Origin of the sequence: Pseudoalteromonas sp. JSTW, assembly GCF_013423925.1 — a bacterium.
Taxonomy (GTDB): domain Bacteria; phylum Pseudomonadota; class Gammaproteobacteria; order Enterobacterales; family Alteromonadaceae; genus Pseudoalteromonas; species Pseudoalteromonas lipolytica.
Genome location: NZ_CP058972.1, coordinates 1278979 through 1294871, shown reverse-complemented (window position 1 = coordinate 1294871; position 15893 = coordinate 1278979). Strand labels below are relative to the sequence as shown.

At 42.3% G+C, this 15893-nt stretch carries 15 protein-coding genes; 4 read left to right on the top strand and 11 right to left on the bottom strand.

The window, feature by feature from the left end; translation table 11 throughout:
* Positions 1-1359 carry an extracellular solute-binding protein gene (locus GZH31_RS05975; protein WP_162898029.1) on the top strand — a complete coding sequence of 453 codons (1359 nt, stop codon included), beginning with the start codon at positions 1-3 and terminating at the stop codon, positions 1357-1359.
* A complete protein-coding gene (locus GZH31_RS05970) occupies positions 1356-3305 on the top strand; it encodes an ATP-binding protein (protein WP_075594150.1) in 1950 nt (649 codons plus the stop codon). The genes GZH31_RS05975 and GZH31_RS05970 overlap by 4 nt, the downstream gene beginning before the upstream one ends.
* A gap of 5 nt (positions 3306-3310) precedes the next feature.
* On the opposite strand, the gene msrB is transcribed toward GZH31_RS05970, so the two are convergent.
* The 11 genes from msrB to GZH31_RS05915 all read right to left on the bottom strand — a co-directional run bounded on the left by msrB (position 3311) and on the right by GZH31_RS05915 (position 14136).
* Complete coding sequence (gene msrB, locus GZH31_RS05965) at positions 3311-3754, bottom strand: peptide-methionine (R)-S-oxide reductase MsrB (RefSeq protein ID WP_180311477.1); 444 nt, start codon at positions 3752-3754, stop codon at positions 3311-3313.
* Positions 3755-4022: 268 nt separating this feature from the next.
* Positions 4023-4481: a hypothetical protein gene (locus tag GZH31_RS05960; protein WP_036969534.1), complete on the bottom strand. Its 459-nt coding sequence runs from the start codon at positions 4479-4481 to the stop codon at positions 4023-4025.
* Positions 4482-4483: 2 nt separating this feature from the next.
* Positions 4484-4978 carry a DUF2919 domain-containing protein gene (locus tag GZH31_RS05955; protein ID WP_065979790.1) on the bottom strand — a complete coding sequence of 165 codons (495 nt, stop codon included), beginning with the start codon at positions 4976-4978 and terminating at the stop codon, positions 4484-4486.
* Complete coding sequence (locus GZH31_RS05950; protein WP_118844164.1) at positions 4975-5319, bottom strand: DUF3392 family protein; 345 nt, start codon at positions 5317-5319, stop codon at positions 4975-4977. Before GZH31_RS05950 ends, GZH31_RS05955 begins: the two co-directional genes overlap by 4 nt.
* Complete coding sequence (gene ligA / locus GZH31_RS05945; protein WP_180311476.1) at positions 5312-7333, bottom strand: NAD-dependent DNA ligase LigA; 2022 nt, start codon at positions 7331-7333, stop codon at positions 5312-5314. Before ligA ends, GZH31_RS05950 begins: the two co-directional genes overlap by 8 nt.
* Before the next feature lie 84 nt (positions 7334-7417).
* Entirely contained in the window at positions 7418-8122 is a 705-nt protein-coding gene (gene zipA, locus GZH31_RS05940) for a cell division protein ZipA (RefSeq protein ID WP_036969545.1), read from the bottom strand.
* A gap of 36 nt (positions 8123-8158) precedes the next feature.
* Positions 8159-11554 (bottom strand): chromosome segregation SMC family protein, encoded by a 3396-nt coding sequence (locus tag GZH31_RS05935; RefSeq protein ID WP_036969548.1) that lies wholly within the window; start codon positions 11552-11554, stop codon positions 8159-8161.
* A 60-nt stretch (positions 11555-11614) separates the two neighbouring features.
* Positions 11615-12346 (bottom strand): RNA methyltransferase, encoded by a 732-nt coding sequence (locus tag GZH31_RS05930; protein ID WP_036969551.1) that lies wholly within the window; start codon positions 12344-12346, stop codon positions 11615-11617.
* 267 nt (positions 12347-12613) lie between these two features.
* Positions 12614-13060, bottom strand: a complete 447-nt coding sequence (locus GZH31_RS05925) for a flavodoxin (protein WP_036969555.1) — start codon at positions 13058-13060, stop codon at positions 12614-12616.
* A complete protein-coding gene (gene truC, locus GZH31_RS05920; RefSeq protein WP_036969558.1) occupies positions 13047-13820 on the bottom strand; it encodes a tRNA pseudouridine(65) synthase TruC in 774 nt (257 codons plus the stop codon). The genes GZH31_RS05925 and truC overlap by 14 nt, the downstream gene beginning before the upstream one ends.
* Positions 13813-14136, bottom strand: coding sequence for a YqcC family protein (locus GZH31_RS05915; protein WP_036969562.1), 324 nt, complete (start codon positions 14134-14136; stop codon positions 13813-13815). Before GZH31_RS05915 ends, truC begins: the two co-directional genes overlap by 8 nt.
* 107 nt (positions 14137-14243) lie before the next feature.
* Here GZH31_RS05915 and GZH31_RS05910 point away from each other — a divergent pair, with 107 nt between their 5' ends.
* Both GZH31_RS05910 and GZH31_RS05905 read left to right on the top strand, forming a co-directional pair.
* Positions 14244-15272, top strand: coding sequence for a DUF3549 family protein (locus GZH31_RS05910; RefSeq protein WP_036969569.1), 1029 nt, complete (start codon positions 14244-14246; stop codon positions 15270-15272).
* Positions 15273-15572 (top strand): DUF3301 domain-containing protein, encoded by a 300-nt coding sequence (locus tag GZH31_RS05905; protein WP_036969572.1) that lies wholly within the window; start codon positions 15273-15275, stop codon positions 15570-15572.
* Positions 15573-15893: the final 321 nt, after the last annotated feature.

Sequence of the window (15893 nt, the reverse complement as noted above, 5' to 3'; positions counted from 1 at the left end):
TTGAAATCTATTAAGCTTCTTTTAGCTGCAATAGCACTCTTCAGTCCAGTCAGTATTGCTTCTGCTACTTTGCAGTATTGGCAGCAAGCTAATATAAATTGGCAAAGTGAAGCAGGCAGTCATATAAATATACTGGCTGACGAGCAGCCCGCATTTTTGGCCCTTAAACCTTATATCCCCCTGTTTGAGCAACTTACCGGGATTTCTGTTGGTTTTCATGCGCTGGAACAATCTCAAATGCGCTCTCGTCGTCATCAAGATTTAAGCGAAGGTTTAGGCCTATACGATGTATTGCCTATGGGCATTACATTTTTAGGTGAAGCACAAAATCAAGGCTGGATAGAGCCCCTACAACCTTATCTAGATAACCCACTCATAACTGATAAAACGTGGTATCAACTTGAAGATATTAGCGAAAGAAGCCTCACTCTTTGCAAAATAGATAACAAACTTTATTCTTTACCTTTTGATTTTTCAGCCCCTATTTATTTTTATCGCAAAGATTTATTTGAGCGCTTTAATCTTGAAGTGCCAGATACTTACGAGCAGTTACACGCAACTAAAATAAAATTACAGCGCGCGATTGATGCCGACTCTAAACTCGCCGGCATGCACGCGTTTGCTTCACGCACACTACCCGGTGCAGGGCTTAATACATGGACGGTGTTACCCGTAATGCGTGCCTATGGCGCAGAAGTGCTCAATGAACAAGGTATATCAACATTTGATAGTCCACAGACGGCACAAAGCCTTAAAATGTATCGGAACTTAGTCACAGGTTACGGTAATCCGGAAAATAGCCGCTTACTGCATTTTTATGAGATACGTCAATTGTTTAAACACGGCAAACTGGCTTCGGCAATCCTTGCGTCTCACTTTTACAATGAAATAGACACGGCTGAAGAATCCGATATTTGGAATAAATGGGAAGCCGCTCCCCTTCCAAAAGGACCTGTTGCCAGAGAAACATCACCATGGGCATGGGCATTTGCGATTAATAGTCATTCTAATAAAAAAATTGCAGCCTGGTTATTTATTCAATGGGCGACGAGTGAGCAAACGGCCGCTTTACTCAGCACCGGGGGGTCGCCACCAAGACAAAAGGTATGGCACGAAAAGCTATTTACTTTAGTCAATAAACCCGGCTTTAACAACGCAATGCTATGGGTATTTGAGCATGCCACGCCTGATCGACTGCAAGCCGGTATGGTTGAATTTCCAGTCATTGGTGAAATTATTTCGCAAACATTTAGCCAAATATTTTATGGTGCCGACATTAAACAATTAATTAAAAGTACTGATGCAAAAATTAATGCAAACATGCACGCTTTAAAAACACAAACTAAGAGCAGCCAATGAGAATCAGTATTGCGCATAAAATTCTGATAATCATCGGTTTTACTATCACGCTAATTTTAGGCGTGAGCACGGCTATACATGTCTTGGAATTAAAAGAGCAAACCTTGCTTAATATGAGTGAAAAAGCAGACGCGATTGTTTCGCCGATGCTGTCTGAAATAAACTCATTAACATCAGATAACACCGCTGGCAGTTGGGTCTTAAAAATTCAGGGGATAACATTAAAAAATATTCTCAAACATAATACCTTTGATGACCTCAAAACCATTTATTTTATTGATCAAAATAACTTTATTGCGGCTCACCCCGATAACAGCAAAGTCGATACCTTAGAGACGAATCAAACGATATTGCAGCAACTCAATCCGAGACGAAATAATATTATCGCGCTTGATCACCAGTACGCTGTAACAGTGCCAGTAAAAAATCATTACGGTGAAAATATTGGTTACGTTATTGTCACGTTTTCTGACATCGATTTATCCCAAAAAACCAAATCTATTATCAGTAACGCCGTCTCTTTATTTGCAATCTATCTGCTAACTGCACTCATTATTGCTTATATCATTATTAGGCGCATAATTTTGCAACCCATTGATCAACTTGTTGAGTTCTCCCATGCAGTGACCACAGGCGATTTAAATTGCCCTATTAATATTAAAAGCCAAGATGAAATAGGCACACTTGCCAGTGGCTTTAAAATGATGCGAGCCGCGGTTAGACAACAAATTAACAGCATGCATGAACAGCACAGCCAACTCGAAGAAACCGTGGCTAAGCGCACTCAAGAATACTTGGATGCAAAAGAACAAGCAGAACAATCAAACCAAGCAAAAAGTCGCTTTTTAGCCAATATGTCTCACGAGTTAAGAACACCTTTAAATGCCGTGTTAGGCTTCAGCCAATTATTGCAAGACAGCGAAACCGACAAAAACAAACGCCGCTACCTTGAAGCGATTTCCATCTCAGGCAATTCGTTATTAAACGTACTAAACGATATTCTTGATTTATCAAAAGTCGATGCAGGTAAAATGCAGCTCGATATTGAGCGGGTTGAAATTCCCACCATGTGCCATGAATTAAATATGATGTTTTTACAGCTCAGCGCACAAAAAGATCTCAATTTTAAAGTAACCGCACACCCTGATCTCACTCCCCCCGTATTGCTCGACAGTAACAAGCTTCGTCAAGTACTTACCAACTTAATAAGTAATGCTATTAAGTTTACGTCACAAGGCAGTGTAAGCGTATACTTTGACTTTAAACCACATGATGACGACAGCCACCTTGATATAAAAATTCATGTGAAAGATACCGGTAAAGGCATTCCAAAAGATCAACAAGATTTAATCTTTAATGACTTTGAACAAGTTCAAGGACAACGCAGTTCTGAGTTTGGTGGTACAGGCTTAGGCCTTGCTATTTCATTACGCTTTATAAAATTAATGGGCGGCGAGTTATCGGTTATCAGTGAAAAAGGCAAAGGCAGTGAGTTTATTGTTTCAATTCCCAACGTCGAGTTAGCTGAATCAATAACAGAAATTGAGCACCGTAATTACCCTGCAATCACTAGTTATCACTTTAATCCTGCGCGCATTTTAATCGTAGACGACATTCCCTATAACCGTGATTATTTAGAATCATTCTTATCGCGCTGGAGTTTTACTATCGATACGGCAATTAATGGTGAAGATGCACTGAAAAAAATAGAGCAACATCAGCCTGACCTAATCATAATGGATTTGAAGATGCCTGTAATGGGAGGGCTTGAAGCCAGCCAGTTAATTCGCAGTGATGATCGTTTTAAACATATCCCGATTATTGCTGTAACAGCCTCGGCTTTAAAGGATGATAAGGCACAATCAAGTATCTTGACAGACTACACTATCAGTAAGCCAATTTACCGAGAGCACCTTATTTTTATTATTGCGCAATATTTAGATTAGTTTACCTAATCGCATTTTTTCATTGCAACCGCATTCATGCAGTAGCGCAAACCACTTGGCGGCGGACCATCAGGAAAAACATGACCTAAATGGGCATCGCAGACATTACAAATAGCCTCAATACGTTGCATACCGTGACTTGTATCGGCTATGTACGCAATGCTATCGACGCTGCTTGGTTGGGTAAATGAAGGCCAACCAGTGCCACTGTCAAACTTTTCATCGGCATCAAACAATAAATTATCGCAACATACACACGCATATTTCCCAGGCTCAAAGAGTGTGCATGAATCAGAGCTGTGCGGACGCTCTGTGCCTTTTTGGCGTGTTACATAGAAAGTATCTTGCGCAAGCTCACGCTGCCACTCTAATGGCGTTTTTTCAACTCTACGGGGAGGTGTTGGATTGCCGTTGTGGGCAAACTCTAAAATATCTTGCCAAGTTAACATTGTGTTCTCCTAGGATTGATAAACCCACGTTCAAAATACTGCTTAAAAAATAGTTAAGCAAATTAAACCTTATACCAATTTACTTACTTAAATGATCTATTTTGATGCAAAAAAAACCGTGTGGTCGCAAGGCATAAACGATGATATTTAGTTGCTATCGGCCATTGCTCCTGCCTTGCTCTAACGCCCACAACGAAACTGTCGTTCATGAGCAATTTTTAACGCAGATAGCAACAGGCTAAGTCCATCAAATGATTCTGTATTATGGCTAGTCGGTACTAGACTGCTTAATTATTTTTATATTTTCGCGTTCTCGTTCAGACAGTAAGGTATGTAAATAAGCGTCAATTTTCGACTCTGCAACGCTTAAAACTGCGGTCAATGTCTGTTCATTGATATCGGTAACATGAATAATGCCATCGCCAATTTTTATCTTTTTAATCTGCCCTATTAATACAAATTCCGCTTTGCGTTTAAAATCAAACAAACCGGAAAGGCTAATCAATGCTAACTGGTTAACATCGCGCTTTAATGAATCTTCAATTGGATTGCGTGACACGAATAAAGGTGTCACACGGTACAGACTTGATACTGTAATAAAAGCCCACAAAAGAACAAAAAAAGAAAACGCGACACTGTGCCAAAGTGGTGTAAAAAACCACAGGGCAATCAATACCACTGCAATCAATGCTGAAATTTTTGCTAGTAATTGATTAATAGCCAGCATGGTTAGTTTCCTTTTTTTACGATTGGATCGGGCCAATCATTGAAAAACACGGATAAATAGCGACTTTTTACCAGATAAAGTAGCACCCAAAGCACCAATACCATTTGGCACGCCAAAAAAAATGAGAATTGATAATAACTGTGCGCGGCTTGGTAGGTCAGCCAGCCTAAATCTATCACAGCACACACAATCAAAGGCCATCGCATAAAACGCCACACAGTTGCCCACCGCTTAGCGGTTTCAGGGTTTTCTTGTGGCCTTCTAAAACAAAAAACAACCGCGGGTAACAGCGCAATTGCTGCAATGCCTATCGCCATAAAAAATTCTGATTTAGAGCTAAAAAACAACGACATAATATCTAAATCAGGGCGCCGACTTAGCGCGGCCATTAACCAGATAAAATAACTACGAAGCAGTACTAACAAGGTTAAATGAAACGCTATGGGGGTTCGATAAGCGCCATGTTTATCCCAATATTCTGGCCCGTAACGCATCATAGCTGATTCTTCTTATCTGCGATAACACCCAATACCAAGAATGCACCGGTTAACGTTAAACCTAACCACTTTATACCTAATAACATCAGTAGCTTACTTAAAAATGGCGTCACAAACACCACCAAAAGCCCCATACCAAAGCCTGTCACGGCAACAAAGCATAACACGCGAATAATAAAGTGACGTCTGGCAACAAAGCGCTTAGTCACTTTAATAATATCGTTGGCATATAATGAGATAAAACACACCACTAACAATAAAGAAATATTATACAAATGGGGTTGAATCCACTGCCCTATCGTTAAAGCGACTGACGAGACAGCTTGCTGAAAACTATCCATTGTGTTCACTTAATAAAGTAATTAAATCGGCTTCAGTAAGCACCTCAATACCCAACTCTTGTGCTTTTGTTAGTTTAGAGCCTGCTTTTTCACCTGCAATAAGGGCATTTGTTTTAGCCGACACACTCCCCGATACTTTTGCACCGAGAGCTTGCAGACGCGCTTTCGCATCGTTTCGATTAAGCTCACTTAAGGTGCCTGTTAAAACATACGTCAGACCAGCTAAAGGTTGCTTCTCAGCGCTTGGTGCATTTAAAGCTGGCCAATGAATTCCCTGCTCTATTAACGCATTAACAACAGCCATGTTGTGCTCTTCACTAAAGAACCCGCGCACATGCTTAGCAACAATTTCACCCACATCGCTCACTTCTGTTAGTGCATCAACACTGGCTTGTGTAATTTTCTCTAAGGTTAAAAAGTGATTAGCGAGGTTTTGAGCTGTTGCTTCACCGACTTCACGAATACCCAAAGAGTAAAGAAATTTAGCTAACGTAGTTTGCTTTGCCTCTTGCAGCGCATTCACCAAATTTTTAGCAGACTTTGGCCCCATTCGTTCAAGTGACTCAAAGTGACCTTGTTTTAAAATAAATAAATCAGCAGGCGTTTTGATAAGCTCACGATCGACTAATTGGTCAACAATTTTGTCTCCTAACCCGTCAATATCAAGCGCTTTACGTGAAGCAAAATGCTTAATTGCTTGTTTACGTTGTGCTTGGCACACCAACCCACCGGTGCATCGTGCAACTGCTTCACCCTCGATACGCTCTACATGCGAGTCACAAATTGGACAAGTGGTTGGGAATACAATCTCTCTTGCACTCTCAGGACGACGCTCCAGTACCACTTGGGTAATTTGAGGGATTACATCGCCTGCGCGGCGAATAATCACCGTATCGCCAATTTTAACGCCTAAACGGGCTATTTCATCCCCATTATGCAAAGTGGCATTCGATACAGTCACTCCGCCAACAAATACGGGCTCCAAACGTGCTACCGGTGTAATTGCACCCGTTCGGCCTACTTGGAATTCAACATCTAAAAGTTGTGTAATTTCTTCTTGAGCTGGAAACTTAAACGCAATAGCCCAACGGGGGGCGCGGGCAACAAAGCCCAAGCGCTCTTGGAGCTTTTTGTCGTTGACCTTAATAACCACTCCGTCAATTTCATAGGCAAGCTCACTTCGGCGCGCTAAGATGTCTTGGTAATAATCAAGCGCCGCCTGTTGACCTTCAACTAACTTAGTTTCAGGGCAAAGTGGTAATCCCCAATCAGTCAATTTTGCCAGTTGTTGGTAATGATCTTCTGGCAATTGCCCATCAGCCACCAGCCCTGTGCTGTATGCATAAAACATTAATGGGCGTTTTGCCGTTACCTTAGAATCGAGCTGACGTAAACTCCCAGCCGCAGCATTACGAGGGTTAACAAATACCTTTTCGCCTCGCTTTTCAGCGTCGCTGTTCAGTTTTGCAAAGCCTGCACTGTCCATAAATACTTCGCCGCGTACTTCAAGTTCAGCAGGAAAGTCATTGCCGCGAAGTTTTAATGGCACATTACGAATCGTTTTCACGTTTTGTGTAATGTTCTCACCCACCATACCATCGCCACGTGTTGCAGCTTGAACCAGCACACCATTACGATAAATAATCGACACAGCTAAACCGTCAAGCTTTGGTTCGCAGCAAAATGTGAGTTCGCGGGAATCCATCACGCGCTCTTTAATTCGGCGATTAAACGCCGCAAACTCTTCTTGTGAAAAAGCATTATCAAGCGACAACATAGGAACTTGGTGGGTTACTTGTTCAAATTTATCAAGCGCGGCTCCACCCACTTTTTGGCTGGGTGAATCAGGGCTCTGAAACTCAGGATTTGCTTGCTCTAAGCTACTTAGTTCTCGCATTAAGCGGTCATATTCAGCATCGGGAATACTGGGTGCATCCAGCACATAATAATTATGGTTATGCTCTTCTAACTGGGCACGTAGTTGACTAATTTGCTCAAAGATAGGGCTGGACATGAAAACCTCAAAAATCTACATAAAAAAGCCACTTAGACGACTTAACGCCAAGTGGCCTAACAATCATTTACTTGCGAATATGGATTACGCTGAAAAGCTTCTTACCTTTTCAACATATTCACGTACGCTATCAACCGTCATTTCTTCACGGTTGCTATCTAAAATAGTCGCACCAAACTCATCCGCTAACTTTTTAGCAGCGCTGTGCAACATATTGAAGGCACTTAGGCCATCACCATCGCATGGTAATGTCATAAACAAACTGACACCCGCTGTGCTGAACTGTTCCATATTATCAATATCAAACGTTCCAGGATTGTACATATTCACCAAACGGAATAACACAGGGCCTGTTCCAGCGGGGTCTAGATGGCGATTAAAGAAGCCTTCATCCGAGTATTTGAAACCTAGCATATTAACAGCTGGCAGTAATTGACTGCCCTCCATTGCTAAGCCTTCAGGCATCTGTAAGTGCACAATTATAAAGTCTGTCGGTGCAGGCGATTCTGGTTGCTCTTCAGTGTCAGCCGCTTCTTCGACTTCAACGTCTGGCTCTTCGGTGTTTTCAGCAGTAAAGCTTAAATCACCAAACTCAGGCTCATCACGCTCTTGCGCATAAGGCTGTGAAGATTCACTCGTTTCTGCACTTGCTTCATTTGGCTCAACCCGTTCTTGCTGCTCAACATCAGGATTATCCTTTTTGCGCACAGACCATAAACCATGAATTAATAAACCACCAATGACAAATACACTGATTACGATTAAAGCCCATCTTAATTCTTCGGCCATCCCCTCACCTTTATTATTTGATATGCCAAACTAAATTTATGCATGTGCCATTTGCACAGCTTGTTCGATATCTACGGCAACCATACGTGAAACGCCTGGTTCAGCCATAGTTACACCCGTCAATCTGCCTGCCATTTCCATAGCAATCTTATTATGACTGATATAAATAAATTGCACTGATTGTGACATCTCTTCTACCAAACGGCAAAAACGACCCACATTTGCATCATCCAATGGCGCATCCACTTCATCTAGCATACAGAATGGAGCTGGATTGAGCCTGAATATTGAAAACACCAATGATAATGCGGTCAGCGCTTTTTCTCCACCACTAAGCAGGTGAATTGTCGAATTTTTCTTGCCAGGAGGCCGTGCCATTATACTAACACCACTTTCAAGCAAGTCATCACTGGTTAATTCTAAGTAAGCGCTTCCGCCGCCAAATACTTTTGGAAATAACTCACCAAAATCACTATTTACTTGTTCAAACGTCGCCTTAAATCGATTTTTCGTTTCGCGGTCGATTTTTTGAATCGCGCCCTCAAGCGTATTAAGTGCTTGAGTTAAATCATCAAGTTGCTGATCTAAATAGTCACTTCGCTGCTTAGCCTGCTCAAACTCATCGATCGCGGCTAAGTTAACTGCCCCTAGTTCATGTAAGCCCTGCGTCGTTTTAGATAGCATGCTTTGCATACTATTTAAGTTGGCATTGTCTGGCAGTGATTCAAGCACTGTTTTTAAGTGTTGATCCAACTCTTCAAGTGGCTCCAGCGCCGCTTGCGCTTTTACAAGCAAACTTTGTTCATCTAACGCCAGTGATTGCAGTTGTTCTTGCAACGTAACTAGCTCTGATTGCGATGATTTAAGCGATGCCTGCTTATCCGCTAGTTCCTTTTTAGCGTGAGTCAGTGACGCTTGCAAGTTTTTTAGCTCAACGTCACTTTGTTGATGTTTTTCAAGCAATAACACAATATGCTCTGCCGTCTCTTCAAGCGGGATCACTAACTCTTCTAACTGCGCTGTTAATTCTAAAACAGCGTCACTTGCGGCTGTATGTGCTGCATCAGCATGTTGTAATTTTGTTTCACTGAGTTGACACTCACTACGGGCTTTTTGTTCCGCTAAATTCGCTTGATGGGCAAGTGTCTTGTAATGCTCTAATTGAGACGCAACTTGGCGATACTGATTGTCAGCATCCATTTGCACTTGCTTAGCCTGTTCAAGGTTACTTTCAAGCGTTGCGTGGTGTTCTAGCAAATCTTCTAGGCGCAATTGTTGGTTTTCTTGTTGCTGAACGACACCTTGCATTTGCTCTTTAAGCGACGTTTTGCGCAGCTGTAATTTAGCCAGTTGATTTTGCCACTGCGTTTGCTGCTCAAGGAGCATGTCTCTGCGAGTACTTGCTGAGGCAATTTGCTGCGCAACGTGATGAATACGCTCTCTGTGTTGCTCTTTTTCAGCGATGAGCGTGTTCTTTTTGGTAAGGTGACTGTCGAGCTGCTGTTGCTTGTCTGCGATTTGCTCATTGAGCTCTTCATCAAGTTCCTCTGCATCACTCAACTGGGCATGTTTTAACAGCAGTGAGTTGTCCGTGTCTTTTTTTGCATCAGCTTGAAAATTACGACCATAAATACAGCCCTTTTCATCAATCACGGCGAGCCAATATGGATCCGCTAGAATCGCTTCATCAAACGTTGCTTGAAATGCAAATCGTGTCAGCAATTCAGGGTAAATCCCCTGTTCAATGTATTGTGCTAATGAATGATCAGGCACAGCAAGGGTCTGTGACCAAACACTATTAGGCTGCGCATTTTTGCTGACCTGTAAATGCTCAAGACCCAGTAAAGCTTGCTCAACGAGAGGCTCAAAACCTGGCGTTACTTTTAATTGTGATAATAAAGAAGTGCGGTCACTGTCAGCATGCTCACTCAGGACTGAACTCAGTGCCGCAATACTGGCTTTATTTTCATTGCTGTGTTGTTGCACCCGTTGTAGTGCTTGCGCTAACTGTGCTTGCTCTGTCTCTGTTTGCACTAGATTTTGTGTCAGCCGATTCAGAGCCGTTTGCTGTTGAGCAAGTTCCTTGGTGAGCGCTTGGATATGAGTTTGCTGCTCAGTAATCTGCGTCGCAACAGGAGTCGCTTCAAGCTCACTGATTTCGTCCGTAAGCTGTTTAAGCTGTGTCTCTAGTTGGTCGATGGATTGCGAAAAATGCGCCAGCTGATTTTTGGCTACTGTCACCTCACTACTGAGCGTTTGACTTTGCTCTAATGCACGCTGGTATTCCTGTGAAGCAGTATGTCTGTGCTGATGTTGTTCTGATGCGTGAAGTTCAACTTCGGCCACGTGCTCTGCACATAATAAACTTTGCTCTATCGCTTCTTGTAACTGCTCTTGCAGTAAAGAAGCCGCAGCGTGTTGCTCAGCCTGCAACTCTTTGTTTTGCAATTGCAGTTGCTGCTGCTTAATCAAGTTTTGACTAATATTTTGCTGCTGTTGCTTTAAGCTGATTTGTTGCTGCTCTTTACGCGTTAACTCAGTGTGAGTTTGGTGCTGCGCGTGTTGTGCATCTTGTAATTTTTGCTGCTCAAGCTGTACTTGATTCTCAAGGCTCGCTAAAACATCATCATGACCAGAGTGGGCTTCTTTAAAAAACTGTATTTGTTCTTTAAGCTTATCTATTTCAGCAGCCTTATCAACTTGCTGTTGATGCAGCTTTTGCCACTTTAAAACCGCAATTTGCCCTTTTAGAGTCCGCTCTGTGGCTTTTAACTCACGGTATTTTTTCGCGTCGACTGACTGTACAGCAAGTTTATCGAGTTGCGTTTGTAACTCTTTACGAACATCCAGTAAGCGCTCAAGGTTTTCGCGAGTACTTTTAATACGGGTTTGTGTTTCGCGTCGGCGCTCTTTGTATTTAGACACCCCCGCGGCTTCTTCTAAAAACACACGCAAATCGGCAGGCTTACTCTCGATTAGTCGCGATATCATGCCTTGTTCTATAATGGCATAGCTTCGCGGCCCAAGCCCTGTTCCCAAGAAAATATCAGTAATGTCGCGCTTACGACATTTGCTGCCATTAAGAAAATAAATAGATTGCCCATCACGCGTTACCAAACGCTTAATAGCAACTTGGTTCCTGTCAGCAAACGTATTCGGTAAATGACCACTGGTATTATCAAAAATTAGCTCAACAGAGGCCTGTGAAATCGGCTTACGATTGGTTGAGCCATTAAAAATAACATCGGTCATGGCATCGCCACGTAAGTTCTTCGCTGAACTTTCACCAAGCACCCAGCGCACCGCATCAATAACATTTGATTTGCCACAGCCGTTAGGCCCGACAACACAAGTCATTTGATCAGGAAATGGGATTTTAGTGGGTTCAACAAACGATTTGAAACCCGCTAACTTTATGGTGCTTAAGCGCATCTAGTTGTTTTACCGATTTTTATTATTATTCTGCAATTTAACTCATTTTATAACAAAAGGTTAAGCGTGACGTTTAAAATTATCTAAAATAATGCCTGTTGCCATGGCTACGTTCAGCGATTCAGCCTGACCATAAGCAGGTATGGTTATTTTATCAGTGACCAGCTTTTCACAATCTGGGCGAATACCGTGCGACTCACTGCCCATTAAAAGAACAGCATCTTGTTTAAGCTTTGCTTGATGAATATTATCACCCGCTAAAAAAGCCCCATAAACGGGCAGGTTTAAGCTCGGTAAATAGCACGTTAAATCGGTTTGCGACACTGTCACACGGGCAAATGACCCCATGGTTGCACTAATGGTTTTTGGATTATATGCATCGGCACTGTCTTGGCTTGTCACTATATGGTTAATTCCATACCAGTCCGCCACGCGAATAATTGTGCCTAAGTTACCGGGGTCTGATACGCCGTCTAGCGCTAAAATAAGGCCCGAGGTGGGTAATGCTTGCTGCTTTGGCATATCAACAACAGCAATGGCTGCGTTATTGGTCACCAAGGTGCTGGCTTTCGTTAGACTGTCTTCATCGGCTTCGATAATTTGATGGGCTGCAAGTGCTGAGCGATGCGCGGCAATAAACGCGGGGGTTGCGAATATATTTGCGATACTCAAACCACTGTTTAATAACTCAAGGACATTTTTTTCACCTTGAACTAAATACTGGTTGTATTGCTTGCGGTATTTCTTCTGACCTAATGCTCGAATAAGTTTCAGTTGGTTTTTTGAAATCATAACAGCCTCATAAAATGAAGCCGTTAGTATACCCAAACCACCTAAAGATGCGAGTTTCAGTTAGAATTAAACGCGATTTAGGCAGGCATTAATTGCAAAGTGTGATTATTCCGATATTTAAATCTTTAAATCATAAAAATCACCGTTAAACCGACTACAGGGGGTGTCTCGCGGTGAATGATGTATCGCACAGTAAGAGCGCACTTAAAGTCGCAGACCGTGCCAATTGCTTTCCCCAATCGGCACGTGTGAATAGGCTATAAGCTATTAGCTAATTTTTGTTAGCCATTCATTTAACCATGGCTCAGTTACCGGCCACGGTTCAAAGTCTTCACAGGCATCAATTTCAAGGCGATGACCAACAGGCTTTGCCTGTAAATCACGAAATAGTTCATCAAAACTGCGCCCTGCCCCACAAAATGTATCACCATAGCTGCGGTCACCCATAGCGATAATGCCATACTGCTTGCCTGTTAACATGGGGAATTGATCATTTAATTGGCTGTACAATGTCACTAAATTATCAGGAATATCACCTTGGCCTGTGGTCGAGGTAATCACCAATATATGTGATGCAGCCAGCATGTCTTCTACTGTGCCATTTTCAATAAGCTGTGCTTGGTGCGGTGACTTTTCAATCACCTCAATTACTTGCTCACTTAAACGCTCTGCACCGCCGTACACACTGCCGACAAAAATACTAATGGTTGCCATAATAATCCTTTTCTTCTGTTGGCCAGCCTAGTTGCTGGCAAATCGTTAACATCGCCTCTCCAAGGGGGGCTCTAATCGTTATTACTTGTTTATTATAAGGGTGCACAAACTTTAGCTCAGACGCAAATAACATCAGACGACGCAGCTGAAAGTGCTCTCTAAAAAATTGGTTATGTTGGTTATCACCGTGGTTTACATCACCAATGATCGGTAGCGATAAATGTTTTAAATGCCGTCTAATTTGGTGCTTTCGCCCCGTTTTAGGAAAACACTCCACTAGCGAATAACGCACAGTGGGGTATTTACCAATTGGGATCGGCAAAGCAGCTTGGTGCAAGCAGTTAAAGTGAGTTTGCGCCTCTTGTGCAGCCTTATTTTGATCAGCAAACTTATCGGCTATTTTATCGAGTTCTTCTTTTAAAGGCTTATCAAGGAAGATTGACTCATTTAAAAAGCCCCTAACCAAGGCTAAGTAACGCTTTTCTATTTGCCCATCAATAAACAATTGATTCATGTCTCGAGCCGCTTCTGAGCTCAATGCAAACAATAAAACACCTGAGGTGGGTCTATCTAAACGGTGCACCGGAAACACATGTTGACCAATTTGATCACGTAGCATTTGCATGGCAAATTGTGTTTCGTGTTTATCTAAAAATGAGCGATGCACCAGTAAACCAGACGGTTTGTCTATTGCGATATAATTTTCGTCGCGATATAAAACCGTTAACTCTTCATAGTGCGGTTTAACAATTTCATCCATCTTGGTTATCACTCAAATGCTGATCAAGCTTTAGTAAAACGCTAATAACATCATGGCCACCGGCATGTTGTGCCAGCATCATTTCAGCCATAGGCGCAATAGCAAAGTTTCGAGGCAATGGCTGGTTATTGGTGATTAACACCTGCATTTTTTCAATAAATACAAATTGTAACCACTGCTCAAACGCCATGGTGTCATGACAAAACGGAACAGATGAATTTAATGCTGCAGGATCAATTGCAGCTGTTTGCCATAGTTCATGACGTTGGAGTGTCGTTTGTAATTCGCGCAGCAGCGCCAAAGTCTGTTGATACATTATATAACTCTTAAAACCTTTGGACTTATTATACCCTGTTCCAAGGCGCCATGGTATGGCGTATAATTCGCATCTTATAACGATTTATAAACGACGATTGGGATTTTATGACAGAGCAAATTGCTACTTTAGGGCAACTTCTTGATGCTGCGGGCACTACATGGCGTGCTTTTGATATTGGTAGACACATCACTAAGTTAGACAAAAAACAATTTCTTGCGATTGAAGAAACTAAAATCCCTTACCCTTACCCTCTTGCTGGTCACGCTTGGCTTGCGATTCAGTTTTGGGATGTCAAAGCATCCAAAGAGCCTTATGTCTGGTTTTTGAAGTTCCCACTCGATGAACAAAGCCGTTTAGTCAGTGCTAGCCGTGATCATTTTGCGAACATGGTCATCGAAGCATTAGGTACCGAAATTACCGGTGAAAATGCCGAAGGCAAGCTCGACAATAACCCGTATGTATTTACACCAAACGCCAATAAATTGGCCGCATTTAATGCCCAAGTTAAGTGCTTACTCAAACAAAGTGCATCGCAATATTATGAATATGCACAACTTTATTTTTCTGGCACCCTAGGTTTTGAAAATTGGCAAAGTGTTGCTGTACAAGGCATTGCTGATTTCGCAATGCGATTAGACAACGATAAAAACCTAACTAACTTGCAATCAGCGTGGCCGCAACTACCTGTTGAAGTGTTACAACCACTCAGCGCTATGCTTGAACACGTTACAATTCCTCCCGCTTTTGCGGAGCAACTTTTAGCTTATGGCTTAAATGCCATAGAGCAAAAAGATGAGATAGCACTCGTCGCTGCACTTCGCAGTATATCAAAAGCATCAGCACAAGGTTTAACAGCCCAACTGGTTGATGCCGTATTGAACTCTGAAATGAACACGCATTCAGATGTGCTTTTAACCATTGCCGGACGTTGCTTTAGTACCTTAGAAGATCCTGCGCGCCTACATGTGTTTATGGATTGTTGTGCGCATCACACCGATATCGAACAGTTGTTTGTGAGTATTTTCACAGACCTAGTTGCAATTCCAACTATTCGACCTCACTTATTAGGTTTGTTACGTTTAGAAAATCGCAGCGAAACACTCGCGCGTGCAATAGGAAGGTTATTTTCGTAAATGGCAGGTTTATGGACACTCATCATTATTGGCAGCATTATCTACTTTTTTTGGTTAAACAGAAAAGTAGCTGAGGCCGCCAATCTTCATGCACAAAGGCAAATTGAACAGTTAAATGTGCAATTGGTGAGTGTTGCATGTAATAAGCGACGTATTGGCATTCTAAAAAATGGCAAACCCGGCATCAAAAGCGAGTTTATTTTTGAATTCTCAAGTGATGGGGAAAGTGTCTATCAAGGTGTGCTGTTTATGGAAAATGAAATGCTGAAAAGTGTGGTGATACCACCGCATAAGATCTAAGTTGCGAGTTGCGAGTTGCGAGTTGCGAGTTGCGAGTTGCGAGTTAACAATACTAAGTTGCTCAGCTAAAAATACAACCCCATAAAGAACTAAGGCGTAGCTTCAAGCCACGCCCCAATCTTGCTACTTCCATGATAAAGTATCCGTACTTTTGCCGAAGCTGCCGTTTTCATCTATCCCCTGAACGGGTATACATCCGATACACCCACCATGCAACATCATGTCACATTTAACACATCCTAGTGTCGTCCACTTGCCTTCACTGGCTATCCTCTACGTTTCCAAACGCTCCTTTAGCTTCCTGCTAATATCATCCTTTGG

What these genes read in the sequence shown, in the direction of transcription:
- zipA (WP_036969545.1), bottom strand. Translation starts at nt 8,122, where the DNA reads ATGGCCGAAGAATTAAGATGGGCTTTAATCGTAATCAGTGTATTTGTC.
- GZH31_RS05910 (WP_036969569.1), top strand. Translation starts at nt 14,244, where the DNA reads ATGACAGAGCAAATTGCTACTTTAGGGCAACTTCTTGATGCTGCGGGC.
- GZH31_RS05970 (WP_075594150.1), top strand. Translation starts at nt 1,356, where the DNA reads ATGAGAATCAGTATTGCGCATAAAATTCTGATAATCATCGGTTTTACT.
- msrB (WP_180311477.1), bottom strand. Translation starts at nt 3,754, where the DNA reads ATGTTAACTTGGCAAGATATTTTAGAGTTTGCCCACAACGGCAATCCA.
- ligA (WP_180311476.1), bottom strand. Translation starts at nt 7,333, where the DNA reads ATGTCCAGCCCTATCTTTGAGCAAATTAGTCAACTACGTGCCCAGTTA.
- GZH31_RS05935 (WP_036969548.1), bottom strand. Translation starts at nt 11,554, where the DNA reads ATGCGCTTAAGCACCATAAAGTTAGCGGGTTTCAAATCGTTTGTTGAA.
- GZH31_RS05950 (WP_118844164.1), bottom strand. Translation starts at nt 5,319, where the DNA reads ATGGATAGTTTTCAGCAAGCTGTCTCGTCAGTCGCTTTAACGATAGGG.
- GZH31_RS05960 (WP_036969534.1), bottom strand. Translation starts at nt 4,481, where the DNA reads ATGCTGGCTATTAATCAATTACTAGCAAAAATTTCAGCATTGATTGCA.
- GZH31_RS05955 (WP_065979790.1), bottom strand. Translation starts at nt 4,978, where the DNA reads ATGATGCGTTACGGGCCAGAATATTGGGATAAACATGGCGCTTATCGA.
- GZH31_RS05925 (WP_036969555.1), bottom strand. Translation starts at nt 13,060, where the DNA reads ATGGCAACCATTAGTATTTTTGTCGGCAGTGTGTACGGCGGTGCAGAG.
- GZH31_RS05930 (WP_036969551.1), bottom strand. Translation starts at nt 12,346, where the DNA reads ATGATTTCAAAAAACCAACTGAAACTTATTCGAGCATTAGGTCAGAAG.
- truC (WP_036969558.1), bottom strand. Translation starts at nt 13,820, where the DNA reads ATGGATGAAATTGTTAAACCGCACTATGAAGAGTTAACGGTTTTATAT.
- GZH31_RS05915 (WP_036969562.1), bottom strand. Translation starts at nt 14,136, where the DNA reads ATGTATCAACAGACTTTGGCGCTGCTGCGCGAATTACAAACGACACTC.
- GZH31_RS05905 (WP_036969572.1), top strand. Translation starts at nt 15,273, where the DNA reads ATGGCAGGTTTATGGACACTCATCATTATTGGCAGCATTATCTACTTT.